The following is a 22,635-nucleotide window of genomic DNA, read 5'->3' as shown; positions in this document are numbered from 1 at the left end:
GTTATGCGATTCCTTGCTGTCATCATCGTTGCTATCGCCATTGTCGCTGCGGCTTTCCATTTTGCAAAGCCGCTTCCCGGCACGAACTTCGACGAGTCGTTCTTGCCGAAGGCATCGACGGTGCATTATGTGGCAGCAGGGCACGACGCATCGGTGGCAGGACTCTTCTGGATCAAGGGCTTGACTGAACTTGGTGAAAGCTACCTGACCGGTAAGGAATACGCTTACCTCGGCCATGTGGCTGAACTTTCTACCAGTCTTGACTCCTTGTTCTATACACCGTATTACTTTGTAGGCGGTGTGACGCCTGTCGACGCTCCTGACACGTCTGACTTCTCGGTGCTGCGTCGTGCAAGCCGCGTTTACCCCGAGAACTGGCGCCTGTCGCTTTACTATGCGCTCCGCCTTGCTCGCGGACCTTACCCGAACAGGACTGAAGCCGCTAACGTGATGCGCAAGTATTTCGATAGCCCGGATTCGACCATTCCCGATCATATCCGCACGATTTACCGCAGCTTTGAACTGGATTCGATGCAGACAGAGATGGCGCTTGAAACCATCTTGAACGATGTGATGCAGCCGCGCTTCAAGAAGTTCCGCAAAAGCTTCTATATAAAGATTACCAAGCTGCTCAATTTTAATTTCTTCGGCCAAGATTTAGAGAAGAACGAAACCTATCAAAAAATCAAGGTTCTCGTCGACGGAATGGCCGACGGCAAGATTCATCCGGCAGTCGTTTATCGCGAACTCCTTGCTATGAAACAGGCCCAAGACGAAAAGCTTGCAGAAGAAGCTAAAGCGAAAGAAGCCGCAGCAGATTCTACAGCAGTAACGGATTCGACAGCGGTCGTCGACACAACAGCCGCAGTCAACACTCCGGCAGATAGTTCTGCAAATTAAGTTGAAATTATTCCGCGCAACGCTTGGCGTTGTTCGGAAGACCCATCAATTCAAAAGCATTCTTGCAGCGGGCTTTCAAGTCCGCTACTTCGTTTTTAGGAGTGCTTTTCAATTTAGAGCGATAATAAAGAATGGTTGCCGTGTTGTAAGGCTTGTTTGCCTTGATTGCCTTTTCTTCGGCGACACGGTAAAGGGAGTCGGCTTCGCTGCTTCCGGAAAGGTCTGCCATGCGGGCAGCGGTGAAGGCGTAGAATCCGCCCTTCTTGTCGGAACGCTTGCCGGTCATTTTTAAAGCATCTTCGGCGCGGTCGCTGCGAACGGCTGCATAAGCGATGGCGCATTCTCCGTAGAAGGCGGCTTGCGCCGTTTCTTCGTTTTTCTTTAAGGCCTTTTCGTCGTAGGCGCTACAGATCTTTGTCGCTTCCTTGAATTTTTCTTGAGCGTTCAAAAGGCTGATTTTGACTTTCGTGTATTGCAAGAGTGTGCCTTGGTCTAATACTTCCTTGCGGACGACCGAGAGCAGGGAGTCTGCAAAATTCAGGTCGAGGCTCATGGTACGGATCTGTGCCATGGCGACAAGTACGCGGCCTTCAGAAAGCAAGTCGGCTTCTTTGCGGCTAGCAAGCAGGGCGCGTTCCAGCTGGTTGTAACCCTTTGCGAATTTGCCTTTGTCTAAGGATCTTTGGGCGCGGAACGAATAAACGCCCGAATCGGAAGCGCTAGCAATGGAGCCTGCGGCAAGGAGCGCGATAATGGCTGTCTTAAGCTTTACCATAACGTCTCCACCATGAAGGGCACGGAATCTTGATTAGGCATGGAACGCTTCACGATCCACATGTTCGAAACACCAGCCATCAAGTCATCCGCATTCTGGAGCGTCTGCTCCGTTGCTTCCATAAAGTCCGAAAGGCCTGAGGTAACAAGGCTCACCTCGTTCAAGAGTCCGTCGACGCGGCCGAAGGTTTTGTCCACCTGACCCATCAAGCCGTCAACACGATTCATCACGTTGTCCACCTTTTGCGGCAGGGGCCTGACCTCGACCATCATTTCAGAGACAGTCGTTGCAATGGTATCCACCTTTTCAAGCAAGACAGGAACGTGGTATTGGATTGTATCGAACAAGCCGGATGCCTGGAACAAGACCTTTTTGCCTTGGTAGGTAATATCGTCAAGACGCATGAGCTGGCGGTTCAAGTTGTCATACAAAAGTCTAGAGCCGAACAGGGCGCCGATGGTCGTTCCCGTATCCTTGGCCATGCCGAGAATGGTGTCGGCGGCGTCAATCAAACCGTTTACGCGGCCCAAGACCATGTTGATTTTTTCCATTACCGTTTCGATATCTTGCGATTCTCCTGGCGGCAAATAACCGCCGTCAGGCAGTACGTTACCCTTACCACGACGAATATCGATGTTGATGACACGCGCTGCAATCATGTTCTGGTCGCGCATGGCATACACCTTGGCACTATCCGTAATCAGGTTCTGGAACTTTTTTTGAATAGTAAATGTAATCCTGACGCCTTCACCTTCGACGGTCATGCTGTCAATACGGCCCACATCCACACCGCTAATCATAACTCGGGTTCCCGGACTTAGACCGAACGCTTTTTCAAAGCGGCTATGCAGACTGTATTCTTCCACACCGATCATGCCGGAGGAGAAAAGTTTTGCGTAAAGTACGATGCCAAAAACCATCACAGCGACGGCAAAGAATATACCGACCAGGAGGCCGGAAATTTCCATCCAGTTAATGCGAGGTTTAAAAGCCATGTCAAGAATATAGATTAAAGACTTGTCAATAAATACATTAGGTAAAAAAAAGTATGCGAAATAGTTGTAAATCATTGTAATATCTATTTTTAGGGTATGGAATACTTTGAATTTTTGAACAAATCGGTGACTCCGTACCATACCGTAGAGGCGTTAAAAGCCCTTTTTGACGCAAAATGTGAAAAAAATGCCCGTTTTTTTGAACGTGGTGGTGCCTTGATAGCGGTTCGATGCCCAAAACAAATTTGTTCGGACTCCCAGTTTAGGATAGCCCTTGCCCATACAGATTTTCCGACTTTGAAAATTACGCCGAACCCGGACGGGGCGGCGGCCGGTGTACGCACTTTGCACCCTGAAATTTACGGAAGCCCGCTTTTTACGAGTTGGCTGGACCGAGATTTGGGCTATGCCGGCTTGCTGGCTTATGAATTGGATGGAAAATTGCAGACCAAGCTGATTCGCGGCGTTAAGTTGTTCCGCATTCCGCAACTGGCGGTTCATTTGAATCGCGGAGTGAATCAGGATGGCCTCAAGGTGAATCCGCAGACCGATTTGAATGCTCTGTGGACTGCCGTGGGCGGCAAGGAACGCTTTGTGGAGGCTTTGCAGGCGGAACTCCCTGCAGGTGCGAAGCTGCTTGATTTTGACGTGCAACTTTTTGATGTACAGCCGGCGCAGTTTGGCGGTTTTGAAAACGAGTGGATTTATTCGGGCCGTCTTGACAACCTGAGCAGCTGCCATGCGATTGCCGAAGCGTTTGCTGCGGCAGGCGAATTGGAGAAGGATTTCCAGGTGGCGGCGTTTTTCAATAACGAAGAGGTTGGCTCTACTACGCGCGAAGGTGCTGGTAGCAACTTCCTGAGAAGTGTGCTGGAATCGTCGCTGAGCGGGAGTGGAACAGGCAATTTGGATTCTATGCTTGCGGCAAGCCTCGCCCTTTCTATTGACATGGCCCATGCCGAACACCCGAACTTTACGCAGAAGCACGATCCGAACCATGCTCCGATTCTGGGGCAGGGTGTTGTATTGAAGACAAATTCACAAAAGCGTTATGCAAGCGATGTAATTTCGAATGCTAGTTTCAAACTGCTTTGCGAACAAAATAATATTCCGTATCAGACATTCGTGATGCGCAACGACATGCCGTGCGGTTCGACGGTTGGCCCCACGATTTCGGCTTCGCTTGGAATCCCGACGGTAGACATTGGCGAGCCCATGCTCAGCATGCACAGCATTCGCGAGATGACCGCGGTCAAGGATCACGAGAGCATGATTCGATTAGTCACGGCGTTCTTCGGTTAAGTCTGTACCATACATTGTTGCGATTGGACCCTTATCCCTCTAAGAAGGATAAGGGTTTTTATATGCTACAATCTGTAGTATATAGAATCCATTTTTTTTTATTATTGAATGAATATGCTTAAATTTGCTTAAATAATTGTATTTTGTAGCACAGAATAATTGTGGCAGAATCAAGAAAAACATATATTTAAGAGCATGAAGCCGATATTTGAGTACTACGATTATCGAGAATATATGCGGGCGTTTTATGAGGAACGCAAGCGTATTTCTGCATTTTCGTGGCGCGAATTTTCGAAGATTGCCGGGTTTACTTCTCCAAACTATATGAAGGTTGTTTGCGATGGTAAAAGTAGGCTGAGTAAGATTGGCGTTGCCCGTGTTGCAAATGCGATGGGACTTGCCGACCACGAAAAACTGTATTTTGAAAAGTTGGTCGCATTAAGTGATGCAACCGATGAGTCCAGGAAGCGAAAGATTTTGTCTGAAATTCAGGAGATGGCGAAAGTCTACAAAATCAAGATGCTTGATGGTGATGCGTTTGCTTATTTTGAATCGTGGTTGAATCCGGTGCTCCGTGAGCTTGCTCCAATGAACCCTGGTAAAAAGCCCCTTGCGCTTTCCAAGATGTGCTATCCGCAGGTGAGTGCCACTGAAGTCCGCCGCTCGCTTGACTTTATGGTGCACGCAGGAATCCTCAAGAATGTGGGCGAAGATCGTTATGAACAGACGGAAAAAATTGTTTCGGGGGCGACAGAAATTATGCCCTTGGCGATTCGCTCCATGCATCGGCAAATGGCGAAAAACGCCGTGGATTCCATTGACTCCGTCCCTGTATCCAAGCGTAACTTTAACGGAGTGACGCTTTCGGTGACGCAGAAGGAATATGATTTGATTGTCGCGGAAATGGAAATCTTTAGACAGAGAATTTTATCTATTGCAAGCGGTGTGGAATCTGGTGATCAGGTTTATCGTTTGAACTTGCAATTTTTCCCCTTAACAAAATCCAAGGAGAATGACCATGAATAAGTTTTTGTTCTTCGTAGCTGTTGCGATGGCTGCGGTTTGGGTTGGATGCTCTGATTCCGATTCCAAGGATATTGCGGGCGCAACGACAGAGCAGAACGGGATTGCCTTGAATTCGTCGAGCTCTGCAGAGTTGTCTAGTTCTTCAGATCTTTCAATCTCTTCTGCAGTGTTGGCCGGAGACACCTTGAAGGAACTTTCGTCTTCTAGTTCTTTTGAATCTGTGCTGCCGGAAGATACGACTTGCTGCAAACAAGACGATACCTTGTCTGGCTTTGATCCGAAGCATTTGCGTGACAGCGTGCTTGCAAGATTCGAAGCAGGCGCGGGAACCCCTGGCTACGGACAAAGTCATGATTCCTCCGTGGTTGATCCCATGCCGACCACATCGTCGTCACGGACGGAATATAGATTCAAAACGGAACAGGAAGTGTTCTATGAAGCCGCTGATTGTTATGTGAGCATTTTTGAACAAGAATCGGGTGTAAGGATTATTTATAGCGGTAAGGAATTAAAGGGTAGTTTTACGAGAATTTCGTTGTACTATCCGGAAGAAGGCGTGTTGCTGCGCTTGGTAAACAACGCTTATTGGGGCGGCGCCTGCGAAGAGGATTTGGCCGCTTTCAAGAGCGAATGCGAAGATGAACTGGGCATTTTTAGGGACTACAAAAATGGCGTAGGCTGCACCCAAAATGGAAAGATGGAAGCCGCATGTGCTACACTTGCCGATGCGGGATCTCCGCGGGCAATGCTCCAGAGGGAAGCGAATCTTTACAAACGGATTTGCGATTCAAACCCAACTCCGGCGGCACGCGAATGTAGTGTCTATTGCCGGATAGAAAACAATGTGAGCGTTTGCGATACAACTTGTAGCGAATAGCCGGATAAAAGTTGCATTTTTGCATGTTGACGCTCACACGGATTCCGCGAGGGCGTTCATGTATCGGTCTGAATTTATATTAATAACTATATTTCCTCTATGCGTATTTTTTTGAAGCTTAAGGTCCATTTTTCTAGGGATTCTTTTGCCCTTTGGGGGCTACTGGTCATTCTGCTCAATTTCGTGATGCTGCACGGAATCGGGTTTGCATCGGATTTGACGTTCTGGCGCCATTGGGTAACGGACTTGCAGCAGGGGGTCGGGAACTTTACCGGCAACTACCCGCCGCTTTATGTGTTGTGGCTTCGCGTGGTCGGCTGGATTTACCAGGTGACCGGCCTCAACATGGATTTGGAATATGAACTCAAGCAGTTCTGCCTTTTCCCGGTGATTTTGGCCCACATTTCGCTTGCTCATTTTGTGTGGTTGCGTATTTACAAGCGCGACTGGCTCCCTGAAGTGAAAACCATCGTGATGCTTTTAGTGGTTGCTAACCCGGCGTTTTACCTGGACGGCCCCATTTGGGGACAGGTCGATGTCTTGCCTGTAACATTCTGCGTGTGGGGCCTTTGGTACGCTTCTAGGCCAAAGACATATGCCATTGGCATGGGACTGTTTATGCTTGGACTTTTGACGAAGTTCCAGATGATTATGTTCTTGCCGGTATTCGGTGCGCTTTCTTTGCGTTACCGCAAGGTGATGTGGAAGGGCCTTTTGGCGATGACTGGCGTGTTCCTGCTGGTATTCTTGCCCTTTATTATTGCCGGGAACTTTAGCAAGGAATTTGCCCAGGCGTATTTGAGCACGATTGACGAATACCCCTACGCTTCGATGAACGCGGGCAACTTGTGGATGGTGTTCTCGGGCAACATGACTCCGCAATCGAGACCGATTTTTGAATGGGCGCCCTCGTTTATGAATCCGGGACTGCTCGGGAAAGTTTTCTTTGTGGTTGTCTCGGTCGCAATCATGGCGCAGACCTTCTTTAAGCGTTTGCCGGTGTCGCGCGTGATGACCTTGGCGGCATTGAATGCGTTAGCCTTCTTTATGATTTTGCCGTGCATGCATGAACGCTATGTGCTAGCAGCCGCTGTCGTTGCCATTGCAGGTGTTGCTTGCAAGAATCGTCCTGTTGTTATTTGGGCGGTGCTTTTATCGATGGTTGCTTTCTTGAACATTTCGATGATGACTTCAATTCGCGGAAGTGCTCTTTGGTTCTGGATTGCGATGGCGGGCATTGTGGTGATGTTTACGTATATGGCGCATTCCTTTGCTCCGGCGGCGCTCGACAAGGCCTTGCGGGTTTGTGGCAAGGTCAAGTTGCCCGCGCTTGTGCCTTATGCGCTGCTCGTGTTGATTTATACGATGGATGTGGGTGGCAGCTATTTGCAGCAGGCAAAGACGGCTTACCACCTCAAGAAGGGTGAAAGCTTTGTTTATGACTTGAAATTGCTGCACCAGTCTCAGGGCTACGGCAACACGAATATCGGCAAAACGGTCGACAATAATCCATTGCATTTGAACGGCACACTTTACCTTAACGGAATCGGATCGCATGCTCCGTCGAAACATGTTTACGCGCTTCCGGAAAACGCTTCTCGATTTACCGTAACTTGCGGCGTTGACGATGAATCGGGCAACGGTGTGGTAGAATTTATCGTGCGTGTCGACGACAAGGAAATCTGGCGTAGTGGACGCATGGAAGGCCGCCAGACGGCAACTGCCGACTTGGACATTCGCGGTGGTAAAAAAATTTCTCTTGAAACCGATGAACTGGGCTCCAAGAATTTTGACCACATTGACTGGGTGAATCCGGTTATTCACGTAGATTAATAAAGTCAAGCCATATCTTTACCTAATAGAGTGTCTGGCCGCGTGCCAGGCATTTTTGTATATTCTAGCTAACTTAATGTGAAGGCTTGAAAATGCGATTGTTTGTGATATTGTTGTGCATGCTGTCGGCGGCCCTGTGGGCACGCCCCATTAATGACGGCAATAAATTGTTTAAGAACGGCGACTATGCCGGTGCGCTCGAAAAGTACATGAAGGCCCGTGAAGCGGAGCCTGCAAACCCGCTTTTGTTCTACAATATCGGAACTTGCCAGTACAGGCTCGGCAACTACGACGAGGCCAAAAAGGAACTCGAAAGCGCCGTGCGCATGCCGGATAAGAAGATGGCTGCAAAGGCTGCCTATAATTTGGCGAATACGCATTTCCGCATGGGCGAAAAAGCGGCTGAAGGTAGCGAACGCATTGCCGCATGGCGCGAATCGGTCGCTTACTTGAAGAAGGCCATTGACCTCGACAATACTTTTGAAAATGCGAAGAAGAACGTGGAAATCGTTCAGCGCAAACTGAAAGAAGAACTCGACAAGCAAAAGCAGAATCAGGATCAAAACCAGGACCAGAATAACGACCAGAAGCAGCCGCCTTTGAGTGACAAGGCCAAGGAAGTTTTGGCTCGTGCCCTGCAGCTTTGCAAAGACGGCAAGTACGCCGAAGCAAAGGAAATGCTTGAGAACCTGATTGCCGAAGATGAAACCGCTGGCCAGCTCAGCGGTCATGTACAGCGCATTGATGACGTCATTGAAATCAAGGCGGGTCGCAAGCCCAAGGCAAAGATTGACGCCAGCAACACCGATAACGACTTGGAGGTAATCTAATGAAAAAGATTATGTCTATTGTCGCGGTCTTGTTCCTTGTGGTGGCTGCATTTGCGGCACCGAAGTCTGCTAGCGCTTATTACAGCGATGCGGCATTCCAGTATATCGAAAACCGCTTGCCCTCGGCAGAAATTACTTGTAACGAAGGTCTGCAATATTATCCGAATGACCAGAAACTGCAAATGCTCTTGGACCGTATTCACGAGGCCAAGGACGAGCAGAAGAACGAAAACAAGAAGAACGACAAGAATCAGGATAATAACCAGGATCAGAACCAAGACCAAAACAAGGACCAGAACCAGGATCAAAATCAGGACCAGCAAAACCAAGATCAGAACAAGGATCAGCAAGATCAAGATAAGGACCAACAGGACCAAAATCAAGACCAGCAGAATCAAGATCAAAATGGTGAAAATGGTCAGTCCAGCGATTCAAAGGCCGAAAGCTCTGACAGCAACGAAGGCGGTGCAGGCCAACAGCCCGAGCAGCAGCCTGAAGGTGAATCTAGCGACAGCAATGGCGGCGAAGAACCGCAGGAACAGCCGGTGCAGATGGGTGAAATGAGCCCTGAAGATGCGGCGCAGCTGTTGAAGGATTTCGACGAACAGAACGGCGAACGCAAACCCTGGAAACCTATCCGCGGCCAAGCCAGACCGGCAAAAGACTGGTAAGGGTATCAAGCGAGAACCCACTTGTGGGTTCGCATTTGATACCCGCAAGGTCTTGCGCTCAACGAGCGCAATGACTGGTAAGTTTCATGCATTTGTCCCCGACTATGCCGGGGACTCTTTGTATATTATCCTATATGAGAAATCTTGCCCTTGTTTTTTGTTTTAGCGCCCTGGTGAGTGCGGGCATTGTTGCCTGCGGTGACGATGCGTCGGCGAGTGCGGCTGATACACCTTTGAGCGAAAGCTCGCTCTTGTCTAGTTCTTCGGCGGATGATTCTGCCGGAGCAAAGTCTTCGAGTTCGGAAAAAACGTCTTCGGAATCAAAGCTTTCGTCTAGTACAGAACCGGGTTTTTCGGAGAATGTCGCAAAATCTTCTGAATCGGCTCCGGTGTCTTCTTCATCTGTGGCGTCGGAGGCTTCTTCGTCGAGTGTGGCACAGACCTCTTCTGGTTCTACACCCACATCTTCCGATGATGGCAAGTGCACGAATTGCGATAGCTTTACTGCGGCAGACCCCGAGCTCACCGAAAACGGCGGCAAAGGTTCCGTGACTACCTACGGAAGCATTACGGCGAAAGAAACGAGCTTGGGTGGTGCCTGCAATTACGGGCAGACCAACATTCAATACTATGCGGCAATCCATGTGAATGTTTCTCCGGGCGATGAAAAGGGCCCGTGGAATGGCGGTGCCGCTTGCGGTGGCTGCGTGCATGTGAAGGCGAGAACGCCGGACGGTTGGAAAGAAGTCACGGTGCGCATTACGGACCGTTGCCCCGATGCGAACTGCGGCGTGGATTTGGGCGGCGCTCCTGCCAGCGACATCATGGGAATTCAAGTGGGCCGTTATTCCGGCGAATGGGAATTCGTGAGCTGCGAAGGCGTTGAAGGCGTGTGGGGCGATTCCACCTCGATTTGGGTCAAGGAAGGCGCCAGCGAATTCTGGAGCATCATCCAGGTACGCAACCCGAAAGACATGGTCAAGTCCATCACGATTTACGGCGTTGACACTCGTGATGCCCATGAGCTTGAAATGGTCGTGGGCACTGAAAACTTTTGGACTGTTCCGAAAGCAGTGCTGCAGACCGACAACCGCTATCGTGTGGTGGTCAAGTACCGCACCGGAACCGATGACGAGTGGAAAATTAAAGGCTCCGACCTTGCGGAGCCTGAAGCGAATCTGTATTTGTACGAACACCGCGATTAACGGTATTCAAGTTTAGCGACAAACAGGTGCTTGCAATTGTTGTAGTCGTCGCCCCAGTGGCTTGATGAGCCTGCAAAGACTTGTATTCCGAGGTCGGCGGCGCCTGCGACCACGCGGTCCATGCCGGAGATTCTCCAGATACCGCGGAGAATATCGTCGCATTCTTCACGAGTGAGGTCTGCGCCGGTGATGGTTCCCTTGTGCATGTAAAGGCCGTCGTGAATAAACGGTGCGGAGTTGTAGACGTCGTTGCCCTTCTTGATGTCGGGGACGATCCATTGTGCGAATTTCGGGGCGGATGCGCCGTCAGTCATGAAACCCTTCTTGAAAAGGCATGTCAGCAAGAAGTCACGGGTTTTACCGTCGGCCTTGGTGTAGCGGGAACCCTTGACGTACACGTAGCGGTCAAGCTTGAAGAAATACATTTTGCCATTGCCTTCGAAGACGAGCGGGAAATCGATGGTCACATCGTCCACGGTAATGGAATTGCGGTCTTTTTGCAGGTATTTACGGCTCTGCAGCTTGTCGATATACTTTTTTAAGATTGACATAGACTCCTTTTGGTACATCGCTAGTGATGCACGCTTGTTAAAAGATAAGATAATATTTGCAGATTTAATTTATTGAGAATTATATGCTTGTTTGAAATCTTTTTAAATTATTTGTGAAAAGAGTAAAAGAATGCCGTTGGAGGGCAAACTTGTATGGATTTTGATAAGATTCTATCGCATTATAAGGCGAAAGCCTGCGTGATGTCCGTGGAACTGTACCCGGATGGATCTTATGGGAATATCCGCATTGTGGCTGGGAACATGGCTCATTGCGAAGAAATGGAGTCGACTCAGGGGCGTCCGTTTGTGCCAGATTCGCCGTATGAACTGTGCTTTCCGAAGAACCAAAATTTCGAAGACCACTGTTACCGCTGCGTGCAGTCGGGCAAGCCTCTCCATGCTTATGTGAACCTGTACATGATGGGCCTCTGGCTGAACATGTTCTTGATGCCGTTGGATTCCGACCGCGAAGACGTCGGTTACTGCATTTACTGCTACGATGTGGCGCCCAAGGCAGATTCTTCGGCTATGGCAGACCTTTCCGGAGACACCGCCTCGAACGTTCTCAACGCTTGTATCAAGCTGCGCGGTGCAGAAAATGTCAAGCAGACCTTCCAGGAAGTGGTCGAGGATATCCGTAAATCTTGCGAATCCGATCAATGCTGCATTTTGCTCACCGATGCTGAAAATCGCGAGTGCTCCATTTTTGCAGAATCGACTCGAGAAGGTCTGAAAGTACAACCGATGTCGCGATATGTCGAAGGCTTTTACGCGATTGCAGAAACATGGCCGGAAACGCTTGCCGGCAGTACATGCATTATTGTGAAAGACGAACGCGATATGGAAAAGCTGCGCTTGACGAACCCGATTTGGGGCTCGATGCTTGACCTTTCCGGCGTAAAGACGATTATACTTTTCCCGTTGCGCCATGGCGGCGAATTGCTTGGCTACTTGTGGACGGTTAATTTTAATGTCGACAATACGCTGATTATCAAGGAAACGCTTGAAGTTACAACGTTCCTTATCGCATCTGAAATTTCGAGTTACTTGCTTTTGAACAAGCTTCAAACGCTAAGTACAATCGATTCGCTGACGGGCGTGAAAAATCGTAATGTAATGAACAACCGCATTGACCAAATTGTGGCTGGGCGCAAGCTGACGCCTGATGCCGTTGTTTTTGCAGACTTGAACGGATTGAAGCGTACGAACGACGAACAGGGACATATCTCTGGCGATAAAGTGTTGCGTTCGGCGGCAGAAATTCTGCAATACGTTTTCCCTGAAGAAGACGTGTATCGCGCCGGTGGCGACGAATTTATAGTACTTGTCTCGAGCATCTCGGAAGACGAATTGAATACCCGCATTGCCAAAATACGCACGATGGCAAAACTGTCCGAAAACGTGTATTTCTCTATTGGCGTATGTTGTGGTGAACCTGATGTTCGCAGAGCAATGCATATTGCAGACGAGCGAATGTATGTCGACAAGAAGTCTTTTTACATCGAACACCCTGAATTAAAATACAGATAAGACCGTGAGGCTTCATGAACCAGCCTCGCGAATCTCGCACTTATGCGGCCATTGACCTCAAGTCGTTCTTTGCCTCGGTGGAATGCATTCTCCGGGGTCTTGACCCCTTGAAGGCGAAATTGGTGGTGGCCGACGAAAGCCGTACCGAAAAGACGATTTGCTTGGCGGTGACGCCGGCGCTCAAGGCTTACGGAATTCCGGGGCGTGCGCGGCTTTTTGAGGTGAACCAGAAGGTGCGTGAAGTGCAACGGCGCACGGGCGAAAAGATTGAATTCACCATCGCAAAACCGCAAATGGCGAAGTACGTGGAATATTCCACGAAGGTCTACAATGTTTACCTGAAGTATGTGAGCGCCGAAGATATTCATGCGTATTCGATTGACGAATGCTTTCTGGATTTGACGAAATACCTGAAGTTGTACAAGAAGACTGCACGGGAATTGGTGAAGACGATTATTCAAGATGTCTTTGCGACTACAGGAATTACGGCCACCGGTGGCATCGGCAGCAACTTGTACCTATGCAAGATTGCGATGGATGTGATGGCGAAGCATGTGGATGCGGATGCCGACGGCGTGCGCATTGCAGAACTTGACGAAATGAGTTACCGCAAGCAACTTTGGGCGCACAGGCCGCTCACGAGTTTTTGGCAGGTGGGCCGCGGGATTGCAGAGCGTCTGGAAAATTGTAGACTGAATGCAGGGCGCGGCATTTACACGATGGGTGACATAGCCCGCGTGAGTGTCAAGAATCCTGAAGCGCTTTATAAGCAGTTCGGCGTGAATGCAGAAATCCTGATTGACCACGCCTGGGGTTATGAGCCTTGCACGATTGCAGACATCAAGAAGGCAAAACCGCGAAACAGAAGCACGGGCGAAGGCCAGGTGTTGCAAGATCCGTATCCGTTTGACAAGGCGCGTCTTGTGGTGCGCGAAATGGTCGATACGGTTTCGATGACCTTGATTGCGCACGACCTTGTGACAAACGCGATGGTGCTCACGGTGGGTTACGACCGCGAAAACGTGGACAAGGGAATTTACCACGGCGTAACCGTAACGGACTTTTACGGACGTACGATTCCAAAGCCGGCACACGGCACGGCAAGTATCGGTTATTATACCAGCTCACAATCGGTGATGGCCGATGCGGTCATGAAGCTTTTTGACCGCATTGTAGACCCGAAATTAACAGTGCGTCGTTTGAATTTGGTGGCCGCCGATATTGTAGACGCTAGCCACGAACAGTACGACTTGTTTACCGACGTGAAAAAGCAGGAACGCGAAAAGAAACGCCTGAAGGCGGAGCTCCTCATCAAGAAGCGTTTTGGCAAGAACGCGATTGTGAAGGGAATGGACTTGCAAGAAGGTGCCACTACCATCGAGCGCAACGGACAAATCGGAGGACATCGTGCCTAATTTTGATTATTCTGACATCATCGATTTGCCGTACCCGCGGAACGATTGGAATTTCTTGATTAAACATCCGCGTATGAGCATGGAAGATCGCGCAAAGATTTTCCACCCGTTTGCGGCGTTGCGCGGGCATGCCGAGGCGCTTGATGCGACTGCCGAACGGAAGCTTGAGGCGGTCGCGAACGAGCTCACGCTAGACGAGAATTTTTAAATTAGTGGTATCATGTCACAGCCTGTTCGAAATATTGCAATCCTTGCCCACGTAGACGCCGGAAAGACGACTCTTTCGGAGCGTATTCTTTTTGCGGCGGGCGAGGTTCGCCGGCCGGGCAAGGTAGAAGAAGGCCTTGCCACCATGGATTATATGCCCGAAGAAAAAGAGCGCGGCATTACCATTGAAAGCGGCGTGGCGCATTTCGAATGGAAGAACACCTGGTTCAATTTTATCGATACCCCGGGGCATGTGGATTTTGGTGCCGAAGTCGACACGGCGCTGACTGCCGTCGAGGGCGCGGTGCTTGTGGTGAGTGCCGCGAGCGGAGTGGAAACGCAAACGGTGGCCGCCTTCCGTAAACTGCGTGAAGCGGGCGTGCGGACGATTTTGTTTGTCAATAAACTCGACAATCCCGATTATTCCCTTGACGAAACGCTGATCAATATCGAAGAAGTTCTGGGCGTGCGCCCGGTACTCATGACTCTCCCGGAATACAAGGGCGGACGCATGTCGGGCGTGCTCGATGTGCTCAGCAAGAGCCGCCTGATTCATTCGGATACAGGCGAAGAAATTGTGGATGATTCCTGGCCGCAATCGGGTGAGGTGAGTGATTCCACCGAGAAAATCAAGAAGCATTACGCCGAAGCGGTGGAATTCGCGAGCAACTTTGACGACGAAGTCTTGCAACTTGCGCTTGAAGGAAAGCCGGTTCCGCCCAAGACGCTTTTGCGCGGGCTCAAGGAACTGGCGAAGAATAAAGACTATGCTCTGTGCTATGCTGGCTCGGCTATCGAAGGCTTCGGGGTTCGCAGCCTGACAACGGCGCTATCGTTCTTCTTGCCCGATGTTCCTGAATTTGCGGACAATGAATTAGGCCAAGTCATTCGCTTGCGCCATTTCAAGGGAGTGGGCGAAATTTCGCTGTTCCGTAGTCACACGAATATGGAACGCAAGGAATGGCCTGCGGGTTTTGAATTTTCTCGATTGAAGGCGAACTTGTTGCAGCCTGTCGACGAAATCCGCTCCGGCGATATTTACGCCATGCGCAGCCCTTTTGAAACAGAACTTGGACAGACGATTTCTCTGGATGGCTCGATTCCTACTTGCGAAGAAGAGGAGGCGAAACCTTCGATTCGCGACAAGTACCAGCCGCTCTTGCAAACTCGCGTGGAATGCTTGGGCGCCGAAGATTATCATCATGTGGAAAAGAGCTTGAATGTCCTTGCCCGCATGGACCCGAGTTTCCGCGTACAAAAAGACGATGGCGGATTCTGGTACCTGCATACCGTGGGCGAAGTGCAGCTTGATGTATTGCTCGCCCGACTCAAGCGTGAATTCGGCTGCGAAGTCAAAGCCGGTAGCCCTGAGGTGCGTTGGCAGGAACGATTGTGCCGTAATGTGGGCCCGGTAGAAAATACATTCCAGCTTGGCCCCCACAAGATTTCGATTAAGCTTTCGGCGAGCCCGCTCGATGGCGATGCTCATGACATTCGTTTGTCGGCAGAATTCTTGGAAACGGCGCCGCGCGAAATTTTGGCGGGTGTACGTTCTGCACTTCTGGAATCAACCGAAATCGGTGTGCTCGGCAAGGGCCCCCTTGTAGGCGTTTGTTTTGAAGTCCATGAATTCACTTGGACCGAAGGTGCTTTGCCGCCTATGATCAAGAAGGCTTGCGCCGATGCGGTGACGAAACTCATCAAACCCGCCGATGTGCAACTTTACGAGCCCATTATGGAATTGTCGCTGGAATGCCCGGTGAATTTCGCGGGCCTCGTGACCGGTGATATCCAATCCCGCGACGGCAAGGTGAAAGAAATTGGTGGCGATGGCAAGACGCATTTCTTGAAGGCCGATGTCCCGCTACGCAAGATTTTCGGCTACGCCACAGGCGTTCGCAGCATCAGCAAGGGCACTGCGCTTTATAGCATGAAGTTGCTTGGCTACCGCCCTGCGACAATTTGATATATATTTAGGGTATGAGCGAAAAAATCCCTAATCCAAATACGATTCATCCGATTGCGGGCTACGACAAGGAAATCTACGTTAAGCCCACGATCAAGAACCCGAACATTATAGTCGGGGATTTTACCTACATCGCTGACTCGGAATTCGAAAGCCATGTGACGCACCATTACGACTTTATCGGCGACAAGCTCATCATCGGAAAATTCTGCCAGATTGCCGCGGGCGTAGAATTTGTAATGAACGGGGCGAACCACCAGATGAATGCGGTTTCCACATTCCCGTTCTATACGCTTGAAGGCTGGAACATGAAGCCGCCTGCTCAAAGCGATTTGCCGTACAAGGGCGATACCGTTATCGGAAACGATGTGTGGATTGGTCAAAATGCGACGATCTTGCCGGGCGTACATATTGGCGACGGAGCTATCATCGGCGCAAATAGCGTTGTCGGTAGCAATGTGGAGCCTTACACGGTTGTGGTCGGGAATCCTGCAGAAACAATCCGCTACCGCTTTGACGAAGAACTGACGGAACTTCTTCTGAAATTCAAGTGGTGGGATAAGCCTATTGAAGAAATCAATGAGTTGATTCCAATCCTCACGAACAGCGATTTGGAATTCGTAAAGAACAAAATTCGGGAATTAACAAAAAAGGTGGTTTAAACCACCTTTTTAATTTGCAATCTTTGGCGCGTTACATTCTTGCCGCACGGGCTCTGCGGCGGAAGTGCTCGATAAGCGGGGCCACCGTTTCCTTGAAATCGTCGTGTGTTTCGATGCGCACGAAGTCGATGGACATGCGCTGGAACAGTTCCTTGGTCGCCTTGCCCTGGCGCTTGGCTTCGCGGGCAAATGCTTCGCGGAAGGTAGCGTCGCCAGTATCGATCAAGAGCGTTTCGCCGGTTTCGGGGTCTTCGAGTTCTACGAGGCCTGCGGGCGGGAGTTCCATTTCACGCGGGTCTACGACAGAGACCGCAAGCACGTCGTGGCGCTTACGGAGAATCTTGAAGGCGTTTTCGAAACCTTCGTCGAGGAAGTCGCTCATCACCACGACGACGGCACGACGATTCAGAATCTTGCCGGCGTATTCCAGCGCTACCTGCGTGTTCGTGCCGTGGTGCTGCGGCTTGAAGTAAAGGATTTCGCGGATAAGACGCAGCACGTGCTTGCGGCCTTTTTCCGGCGGAATAAAGAGTTCCACTTGATCGGTGTAAATCAGCAGGCCGACCTTGTCGTTGTTCTTGATGGCGGCGAATGCGAGGAGTGCAGTCAAAGTCGCCATGACTTCGCCCTTCATCTGCTTGCCGGAACCGAATTCGGAACTGCTGGATGCGTCGACCATCAAAAGCATGGTCATTTCGCGTTCTTCGATAAACTTCTTCACATACGGCGTGCCCGTTCGTGCGGTCACGTTCCAGTCGATAGTACGCACATCGTCGCCCGGCATGTACTCGCGGACTTCGCTAAATTCCATACCGTTCCCCTTGAAGGAACTGTGGTATGCGCCGGTCATCACGGTGTCGAGCGTGCCGCGAACGCTAAGTTCAATGCGGCTGACGGTCTTTAAAACTTCTTTATCTAACATCTCAAAGTCTCTTTTTTACGCTAAGAATATACAAAAAATCCCTAAAAAAGGCTATGTACGCTGTTCGGGGGCGTTACGGGGGCCTCCCCACCCTGGTGGCCATGCGCACTAAGCGACAAGTCGCCAAGTGCTGTCCGCCCGTAGTGGGGGTAGGGAGCAACAGCGCCTGCGCGGTGCGAACGAGGGGGAGGCGTCCCCCTTTCATATACAAAAAATGGAAAAATAAGCAACTTGGAGCGGTCATTTGCAAAAAAAATGATTATTTTGTAAGGCGAAAGGCTGAATCACACAACCCTATTTACAGGTAGCTATGTCGGCAAAAGTAACGAGCAGCGACAAGATTGAAGATTTGTTCCCGGAAACCCCCATCCGCAAAATCATCACGCCGATGGAACGACTGATGAAGGTGGAGACGACCGGTGGCATCGTTTTGATTATCATGACGATTGCGGCCCTGATCTGGGCAAATGTCAGCCCTGAATCTTACCATCATGTTTGGCACATGCCTTTTGCGCTCACGATTGGCAGTTGGGTCGGTTCGGCCGATTTGCACTGGCTCATTAACGACGCCATGATGACGATTTTCTTCTTCAACATCGGGCTTGAAGTCAAGGGTGAAATGACCTATGGCGAACTCAGGAACCCGAAGGCGGCGAGCTTGCCGATTATTGCGGCGGCTGGCGGTATGCTTTTCCCGGCCTTGATTTATTTGCTGCTTTGCCCGCATGGCGCCAATAGTGCGGCCCACGGTTGGGGTGTTCCGACAGCGACTGATATTGCTTTTGTGGTGGGCTGCATGGCTATTCTCGGAAAGAAGGTTCCGCATGCTCTCCGCGTGATGATTTTGACGTTGGCTATTGCAGACGATATCGGTGCAATCTTGGTGATTGCAATCGGTTACCCCAGTGGCGACGGCGTGAACTTTATTGCGCTCGGTACGGGATTTGCCCTGCTCGCCTTGATTAACGTGATGTTCCGCATTGGCGTGCGTAACCTGCTGTTGCATGGCGTGATTGGTATTGCCGTGTGGGCGTTCTTTGTGAAGAGTGGCGTGCACCCGACTATTGCGGGCGTGCTGCTCGGACTCTCGGTGCCGGCAAAGCCTGTGCTGGCGAAGGGTAAGCTTGCCCATTTCGCTGGCAGCGTGGGTGGTGCTCTTTCGGGTGAAGCGAAGGACCGCAACGAACAGTACGAAGTGTTTACGCTTTTGAAGCGCGGTGCCCGCGAAAGTATCTCGATGCAGGAACGTTTCTTCAAGCCGCTCGTACCGTGGGTGAACTTCTTTATCATGCCGCTGTTCGCGCTCAGCAACGCGGGTGTCGAAATCAAGCTTGGTGGCGTGGAAGTGCCTGTGATGGGTGCGGTGGCTCTGGCCTTGATTTTGGGCAAGCCGATTGGTATTTTCCTGTTCAGCCTGCTCGCCGTAAAGGTGGGCGTGTCGGTGAAGCCGAGCTACAGCTGGAAGGTTTTGTGGGGTGGTGGTATGCTTGCCGGTATCGGCTTTACCATGGCCTTGTTTGTGGCTAACCTCGCCTTCGAGGTGGGCGACCGTCAGGATTCCGCGAAGCTCGGTATTCTGCTGGGTAGCTTCTGTGCCGCGATTCTTGGCACCATCTACATGAACCTGGTGTCGAAGGCGCATCACGAAGAATCGTAATGCCGCACTTTGTGTACATGCTCCGTTGTGCGGGTGACCGCATTTATACGGGGTATGCTGTGGATGTAGAAGCTCGTTTTGAACAACATAAATCCGGCAAGGGAGCCAAGTTTACCAAGGCGTTCCCGCCGCAGTGCATTCTGCGAAAATTCGAGCTTTCCTCCCACGAAGAGGCGCTCCGCCTAGAGGCGCGCATCAAGAAACTGCCCCGCCCGCAAAAGGAGCTGCTCGCCGCTGGCGACGAAGCCTTGGCTGCGCAATTGATTGAAGGCCTCGGCGAAACCCTTGAAGAAAGTCGCACACGCTTGCGCCGCGAAAAACGGAAAAACATTACCTCTCACGACGATTGATATTGTATATTTCTGCAAGAATGAATCTGTCAAAATAGGGGATGACATGTTTTTTACTGACAGAATAAATACGCTTGAAGCTCTGTTTCGTGTTCGAGCGGCCATCTTTGGGAAAAAGCTCCAGGTTTTTGAGGGGCGCGATGGCGTGATGAGTCTTTTGCAGGAATCGCTCGATGTGCAAACGAACGAAAGGGATTATCAAACTGCTTTGGATCTTGTCAAGCCTTTAATGAAGGTGGCCGAAGATCATCCATTTATTTCTGACGATTCCGTTGAATATATTTCGATTTCTAGCCGAATGGAGCGCGCGCTTTACCGGCATTATTTTGAATCCCAGTCAAATCGATTAGTAAAGAACGTTCATTCTTGTTGCCCGATGGAATTTATTTGGCGACAGGCGGGGCTTTTGGAATTGTATTTGGAAAACTATCCTGATGCAGAGAAGGGAATGTCCAATGCGGCAAAGTGGAATCCGGCCTCGGCAAAATACAGGCTGATGCTTGCAAGGATTCATAGTGATCAAGGCCGTTGGGATAATGTGTTGGAAGATACGGTGGCTGCACTGAAGGTGACCTACAGGGCGAGCGACTTGATTCTCTGTTTTAGATTCTTGCGCAACTACTTCCTTTATAAAAAGATGTATCTGGAAGCTGTATACTGCAGTTTTGCGAGATTGAATTATACGGATTCTGGTAGCGTTCTAGATGAAATCGTTGACGATATTTTGGGCTACGCCACAATGGTCGATGTCGAAAACGATCAATCGAATGACGATAACGTGACAGAGTCTTTAAAGAACTTCGGCATTACACTCGGATTCAATCTGGATGTTGTGGCAGTAGCGAAAAAGAATTGCGAAGAAGCTTTTTTGGCAGGCGATGCGGATTTGGCGAATTATTTTGCCGAGATTTTGTCGGGCCTGAAAACCGTACAAGAAAAAAAGAAAGCGTTCAACTTAAAGCAGCTAGTCGAACACTATAAGAACATCAAGAGTTGATTATTTCACAATCAAGTCCACAACAAGCGCAATTGCCATGCCGATGCTGCAAACGCTAATGAATCGCTGGATAAACTTGTTGCCCTTTTTACGCTGCAAGAAGCTGCCGAAATAGCCACCGACCCAGGCGCCGCCTGCCATGATGATGGCGATGGGCCAGTTGATTTTGCCAGTCACGCCGAGCGCAATGGTACTTACCACCAAGAACACGTTGGTGAGGGAATTTTTGAGAGCGTTAATTTGGATGGGCGCAAGTCCGGTGTAGCGCGTGAGCCCGAAAATCTGCACGAACCCGACGCCCACTTGCACGATGCAACCGTAAACGGCAATGACGAAAAAGCCGAGGGCTCCCTTGAGAGTCAACTTTTCAGGCGGATTTGCAGGCGGCTTTCCCAAGACATTCTTGTTCAGGTTGCTCATCACGACCACAAGGCAAATGACGACAGCGAGAATTGCCTGGAATAGCTTATCGCCAATGTGCACCAAAAAGCATGCGCCAAGAAGAGCACCAAGAATCGTAGGCGTAAGCAATTGCAAGAAAATACGCTTGTTCAGGTAGCCATGACGGGCTAGGTTGAATGCGCTACTGAAATTTCCGATGATGAGTCCGATACGGTTCGTGCCGTTTGCAACGGTTGCGGGCATCCCGAGGAAAATCATAATCGGAAGGCTCAGCGTAGAGCCACCGCCCGCGATGCTGTTGATGAGACTTACAACGGCGCCTAACACGAAGTAGGCGGCGTAAAGTGCAAGTGCTGTAGGCTCGAAATTCATCGCGCCCAAATATAGAATTATCCGAAGAAGGCGTCGGAGAGCTTGGCGCGGAAGGCGTGGATGCGGTCGGCGTTTGCTTCGCGGTGCGGGTAGGTGAAGTTGCTGAGCAGTACGACGGCGGCACCCTTGTCGGGGTCGGCCACAATGCTTGCGCCGGTGAATCCGGTTTTACCGAAGGTGTGCGGCGAAATCTTGGTGCCCATGAACTTGGTGCTGTTCAGTTCCCAGCCGAGGGCGGTGCATGCGTCTTTGGCGGTAGAATACTTGCTTGCAGAGTCAAGCGCAAAGGCGTTTTCACTGACCATTTTCAGAATGCCTGCAGGCATAACGCGTTTGCCATTGTCGGCGACGCCGTCATTTAAGATAGTTTGTACGAAATTCAGTAGGTCGGGTACGCAGCTGAACATGCCGGCGCTGCCCACGGGGAACAGCTTTCGCAGTACCCAGGCGCTTTCGTCGTGAATTTCGCCTTGGATTTCGCGACCCCTGAAACTGCAAATTTCGGTAGGCGAGATTTCTGCCTTCGGGATGGGATTCCAGTCGCGGTCAAGCGGGTCCCAGCCGGAACGTGTCATGCCGAGCGGAATAAAGAATCGCTCGCGACCTTGCTGCTGCAAATCTTTGCCGGTAAGGCGCTGTAATATAATCCCGAGTAACACGCTGGCAGGATTGCCGTAATTAAAGTCGGCTCCGGGAGCCTTTTTGAACTGGTAGGTGTAAAGGGCATCCAAGATGCCTTCGGCAGGCAGCGTGCGTAAAGTCTTCATGGGCACGCGGTAATCGAGGCTGTGCGTCAGCAAGTGGAATACGCGAATGTCTTCGCGGAAATTGGTCTGAAGTTCGGGAATGTAGTCGATAACCTTGGTGTCGACCGATAGCTTGCCTTCGAGAATGTAACTCAGGGCGAGCGTAGAGGTGGGGCATACCTTGGTAAGGCTTGCAATGTCAAAAACTGTATTTTTGGGCGTGTTGAGCGTCAAAACCTCACGGCTTCCGTCGGGCAAAATGAATCCGGCGACCGCTTTGTTGAAAATTCCCTCGGATTCTGCCGTCTTGAGCAGGCCTTCCAATGCTTCTTTTTCGAACTTCATGTGTAGAAATATAGCATAGTGAATTTTTATTCCGAAATATCTTATATTTTGATTGTGTTCTCTAGGACTATAGAAAACGAAAATCGCGTAAGAGCTCTT

General features: G+C 50.4%; 22 protein-coding genes. 16 read left to right on the top strand and 6 right to left on the bottom strand.

Features of this window, described 5'->3' with window-relative positions; all coding sequences use genetic code 11:
* Nucleotides 1-3: 3 nt before the first annotated feature.
* Nucleotides 4-900 (top strand): hypothetical protein, encoded by an 897-nt coding sequence (locus QZN53_RS05855; protein ID WP_163437941.1) that lies wholly within the window; start codon nt 4-6, stop codon nt 898-900.
* Between the two features lie 7 nt (nt 901-907).
* On the opposite strand, the gene QZN53_RS05850 is transcribed toward QZN53_RS05855, so the two are convergent.
* Nucleotides 908-1,675, bottom strand: a complete 768-nt coding sequence (locus QZN53_RS05850; protein WP_163437940.1) for a hypothetical protein — start codon at nt 1,673-1,675, stop codon at nt 908-910.
* Complete coding sequence (locus QZN53_RS05845) at nt 1,669-2,670, bottom strand: MlaD family protein (protein ID WP_163437939.1); 1,002 nt, start codon at nt 2,668-2,670, stop codon at nt 1,669-1,671. Before QZN53_RS05845 ends, QZN53_RS05850 begins: the two co-directional genes overlap by 7 nt.
* Before the next feature lie 96 nt (nt 2,671-2,766).
* On the opposite strand from QZN53_RS05845, the gene QZN53_RS05840 reads away from it, so the two are divergent.
* The 7 genes from QZN53_RS05840 to QZN53_RS05810 all read left to right on the top strand — a co-directional run bounded on the left by QZN53_RS05840 (nt 2,767) and on the right by QZN53_RS05810 (nt 10,414).
* Nucleotides 2,767-3,972, top strand: coding sequence for a M18 family aminopeptidase (locus tag QZN53_RS05840; RefSeq protein WP_163437938.1), 1,206 nt, complete (start codon nt 2,767-2,769; stop codon nt 3,970-3,972).
* 195 nt (nt 3,973-4,167) lie between these two features.
* On the top strand, nt 4,168-4,998 hold the full coding sequence (locus QZN53_RS05835; RefSeq protein ID WP_163437937.1) for a TIGR02147 family protein: 831 nt from the start codon (nt 4,168-4,170) through the stop codon (nt 4,996-4,998).
* Nucleotides 4,991-5,875, top strand: a complete 885-nt coding sequence (locus tag QZN53_RS05830; RefSeq protein ID WP_163437936.1) for a hypothetical protein — start codon at nt 4,991-4,993, stop codon at nt 5,873-5,875. Before QZN53_RS05835 ends, QZN53_RS05830 begins: the two co-directional genes overlap by 8 nt.
* A 99-nt stretch (nt 5,876-5,974) precedes the next feature.
* Nucleotides 5,975-7,708 carry an NPCBM/NEW2 domain-containing protein gene (locus tag QZN53_RS05825; RefSeq protein WP_163437935.1) on the top strand — a complete coding sequence of 578 codons (1,734 nt, stop codon included), beginning with the start codon at nt 5,975-5,977 and terminating at the stop codon, nt 7,706-7,708.
* Nucleotides 7,709-7,827: 119 nt separating this feature from the next.
* Complete coding sequence (locus tag QZN53_RS05820; protein WP_294652047.1) at nt 7,828-8,538, top strand: tetratricopeptide repeat protein; 711 nt, start codon at nt 7,828-7,830, stop codon at nt 8,536-8,538.
* Nucleotides 8,538-9,209, top strand: coding sequence for a hypothetical protein (locus tag QZN53_RS05815; RefSeq protein WP_163437933.1), 672 nt, complete (start codon nt 8,538-8,540; stop codon nt 9,207-9,209). Before QZN53_RS05820 ends, QZN53_RS05815 begins: the two co-directional genes overlap by 1 nt.
* Before the next feature lie 134 nt (nt 9,210-9,343).
* Entirely contained in the window at nt 9,344-10,414 is a 1,071-nt protein-coding gene (locus QZN53_RS05810; protein WP_294652045.1) for a hypothetical protein, read from the top strand.
* Here the strand turns inward: QZN53_RS05810 and QZN53_RS05805 are convergent.
* Nucleotides 10,411-10,965 carry a DUF1353 domain-containing protein gene (locus QZN53_RS05805; protein WP_163437932.1) on the bottom strand — a complete coding sequence of 185 codons (555 nt, stop codon included), beginning with the start codon at nt 10,963-10,965 and terminating at the stop codon, nt 10,411-10,413. The two genes, QZN53_RS05810 and QZN53_RS05805, sit on opposite strands and share 4 nt — an antisense overlap.
* A 153-nt stretch (nt 10,966-11,118) precedes the next feature.
* Between QZN53_RS05805 and QZN53_RS05800 the strand changes: the two genes are divergently transcribed.
* Genes QZN53_RS05800 through QZN53_RS05780 form a run of 5 tightly spaced genes read left to right on the top strand, consistent with a single transcriptional unit; the run spans nt 11,119 to nt 16,745 of the window.
* On the top strand, nt 11,119-12,495 hold the full coding sequence (locus QZN53_RS05800) for a sensor domain-containing diguanylate cyclase (protein WP_163437931.1): 1,377 nt from the start codon (nt 11,119-11,121) through the stop codon (nt 12,493-12,495).
* Between the two features lie 14 nt (nt 12,496-12,509).
* Nucleotides 12,510-13,910, top strand: coding sequence for a DNA methylase (locus tag QZN53_RS05795; RefSeq protein WP_163437930.1), 1,401 nt, complete (start codon nt 12,510-12,512; stop codon nt 13,908-13,910).
* The gene (locus tag QZN53_RS05790) at nt 13,903-14,118 is read left to right on the top strand and encodes a hypothetical protein (protein WP_294652041.1); all 216 of its coding nucleotides are present in this window, start codon (nt 13,903-13,905) and stop codon (nt 14,116-14,118) included. The genes QZN53_RS05795 and QZN53_RS05790 overlap by 8 nt, the downstream gene beginning before the upstream one ends.
* A 12-nt stretch (nt 14,119-14,130) precedes the next feature.
* Nucleotides 14,131-16,083 carry a TetM/TetW/TetO/TetS family tetracycline resistance ribosomal protection protein gene (locus QZN53_RS05785; RefSeq protein WP_163437929.1) on the top strand — a complete coding sequence of 651 codons (1,953 nt, stop codon included), beginning with the start codon at nt 14,131-14,133 and terminating at the stop codon, nt 16,081-16,083.
* A gap of 14 nt (nt 16,084-16,097) precedes the next feature.
* Nucleotides 16,098-16,745, top strand: a complete 648-nt coding sequence (locus tag QZN53_RS05780; protein ID WP_163437928.1) for a CatB-related O-acetyltransferase — start codon at nt 16,098-16,100, stop codon at nt 16,743-16,745.
* 31 nt (nt 16,746-16,776) lie between these two features.
* On the opposite strand, the gene QZN53_RS05775 is transcribed toward QZN53_RS05780, so the two are convergent.
* Entirely contained in the window at nt 16,777-17,667 is an 891-nt protein-coding gene (locus QZN53_RS05775; protein WP_073057186.1) for a DUF58 domain-containing protein, read from the bottom strand.
* Nucleotides 17,668-17,977: 310 nt separating this feature from the next.
* On the opposite strand from QZN53_RS05775, the gene nhaA reads away from it, so the two are divergent.
* Genes nhaA through QZN53_RS05760 form a run of 3 tightly spaced genes read left to right on the top strand, consistent with a single transcriptional unit; the run spans nt 17,978 to nt 20,671 of the window.
* Nucleotides 17,978-19,324 (top strand): Na+/H+ antiporter NhaA, encoded by a 1,347-nt coding sequence (gene nhaA / locus QZN53_RS05770; RefSeq protein WP_163437927.1) that lies wholly within the window; start codon nt 17,978-17,980, stop codon nt 19,322-19,324.
* Nucleotides 19,324-19,674, top strand: coding sequence for a GIY-YIG nuclease family protein (locus tag QZN53_RS05765; protein ID WP_163437926.1), 351 nt, complete (start codon nt 19,324-19,326; stop codon nt 19,672-19,674). Before nhaA ends, QZN53_RS05765 begins: the two co-directional genes overlap by 1 nt.
* Nucleotides 19,675-19,720: 46 nt before the next feature.
* Complete coding sequence (locus QZN53_RS05760) at nt 19,721-20,671, top strand: hypothetical protein (protein ID WP_163437925.1); 951 nt, start codon at nt 19,721-19,723, stop codon at nt 20,669-20,671.
* On the opposite strand, the gene QZN53_RS05755 is transcribed toward QZN53_RS05760, so the two are convergent.
* Together QZN53_RS05755 and QZN53_RS05750 are read right to left on the bottom strand one after the other, a co-directional pair.
* A complete protein-coding gene (locus tag QZN53_RS05755; RefSeq protein ID WP_163437924.1) occupies nt 20,672-21,445 on the bottom strand; it encodes a sulfite exporter TauE/SafE family protein in 774 nt (257 codons plus the stop codon).
* Nucleotides 21,446-21,462: 17 nt separating this feature from the next.
* A complete protein-coding gene (locus QZN53_RS05750) occupies nt 21,463-22,536 on the bottom strand; it encodes a serine hydrolase (RefSeq protein ID WP_163437923.1) in 1,074 nt (357 codons plus the stop codon).
* Between the last annotated feature and the right edge of the window lie 99 nt (nt 22,537-22,635).

The organism is uncultured Fibrobacter sp., assembly GCF_900316465.1.
Lineage (GTDB): Bacteria > Fibrobacterota > Fibrobacteria > Fibrobacterales > Fibrobacteraceae > Fibrobacter.
This window is presented reverse-complemented; position numbering and strand designations above follow the sequence as displayed.

What these genes read in the sequence shown, in the direction of transcription:
- QZN53_RS05835 (WP_163437937.1), top strand. Translation starts at nt 4,168, where the DNA reads ATGAAGCCGATATTTGAGTACTACGATTATCGAGAATATATGCGGGCG.
- QZN53_RS05775 (WP_073057186.1), bottom strand. Translation starts at nt 17,667, where the DNA reads ATGTTAGATAAAGAAGTTTTAAAGACCGTCAGCCGCATTGAACTTAGC.
- QZN53_RS05785 (WP_163437929.1), top strand. Translation starts at nt 14,131, where the DNA reads ATGTCACAGCCTGTTCGAAATATTGCAATCCTTGCCCACGTAGACGCC.
- QZN53_RS05810 (WP_294652045.1), top strand. Translation starts at nt 9,344, where the DNA reads ATGAGAAATCTTGCCCTTGTTTTTTGTTTTAGCGCCCTGGTGAGTGCG.
- QZN53_RS05820 (WP_294652047.1), top strand. Translation starts at nt 7,828, where the DNA reads ATGCTGTCGGCGGCCCTGTGGGCACGCCCCATTAATGACGGCAATAAA.
- QZN53_RS05780 (WP_163437928.1), top strand. Translation starts at nt 16,098, where the DNA reads ATGAGCGAAAAAATCCCTAATCCAAATACGATTCATCCGATTGCGGGC.
- QZN53_RS05750 (WP_163437923.1), bottom strand. Translation starts at nt 22,536, where the DNA reads ATGAAGTTCGAAAAAGAAGCATTGGAAGGCCTGCTCAAGACGGCAGAA.
- QZN53_RS05765 (WP_163437926.1), top strand. Translation starts at nt 19,324, where the DNA reads ATGCCGCACTTTGTGTACATGCTCCGTTGTGCGGGTGACCGCATTTAT.
- QZN53_RS05755 (WP_163437924.1), bottom strand. Translation starts at nt 21,445, where the DNA reads ATGAATTTCGAGCCTACAGCACTTGCACTTTACGCCGCCTACTTCGTG.
- QZN53_RS05760 (WP_163437925.1), top strand. Translation starts at nt 19,721, where the DNA reads ATGTTTTTTACTGACAGAATAAATACGCTTGAAGCTCTGTTTCGTGTT.
- QZN53_RS05840 (WP_163437938.1), top strand. Translation starts at nt 2,767, where the DNA reads ATGGAATACTTTGAATTTTTGAACAAATCGGTGACTCCGTACCATACC.
- QZN53_RS05850 (WP_163437940.1), bottom strand. Translation starts at nt 1,675, where the DNA reads ATGGTAAAGCTTAAGACAGCCATTATCGCGCTCCTTGCCGCAGGCTCC.
- QZN53_RS05795 (WP_163437930.1), top strand. Translation starts at nt 12,510, where the DNA reads ATGAACCAGCCTCGCGAATCTCGCACTTATGCGGCCATTGACCTCAAG.
- nhaA (WP_163437927.1), top strand. Translation starts at nt 17,978, where the DNA reads ATGTCGGCAAAAGTAACGAGCAGCGACAAGATTGAAGATTTGTTCCCG.
- QZN53_RS05825 (WP_163437935.1), top strand. Translation starts at nt 5,975, where the DNA reads ATGCGTATTTTTTTGAAGCTTAAGGTCCATTTTTCTAGGGATTCTTTT.
- QZN53_RS05815 (WP_163437933.1), top strand. Translation starts at nt 8,538, where the DNA reads ATGAAAAAGATTATGTCTATTGTCGCGGTCTTGTTCCTTGTGGTGGCT.
- QZN53_RS05830 (WP_163437936.1), top strand. Translation starts at nt 4,991, where the DNA reads ATGAATAAGTTTTTGTTCTTCGTAGCTGTTGCGATGGCTGCGGTTTGG.
- QZN53_RS05800 (WP_163437931.1), top strand. Translation starts at nt 11,119, where the DNA reads ATGGATTTTGATAAGATTCTATCGCATTATAAGGCGAAAGCCTGCGTG.
- QZN53_RS05805 (WP_163437932.1), bottom strand. Translation starts at nt 10,965, where the DNA reads ATGTCAATCTTAAAAAAGTATATCGACAAGCTGCAGAGCCGTAAATAC.
- QZN53_RS05855 (WP_163437941.1), top strand. Translation starts at nt 4, where the DNA reads ATGCGATTCCTTGCTGTCATCATCGTTGCTATCGCCATTGTCGCTGCG.
- QZN53_RS05845 (WP_163437939.1), bottom strand. Translation starts at nt 2,670, where the DNA reads ATGGCTTTTAAACCTCGCATTAACTGGATGGAAATTTCCGGCCTCCTG.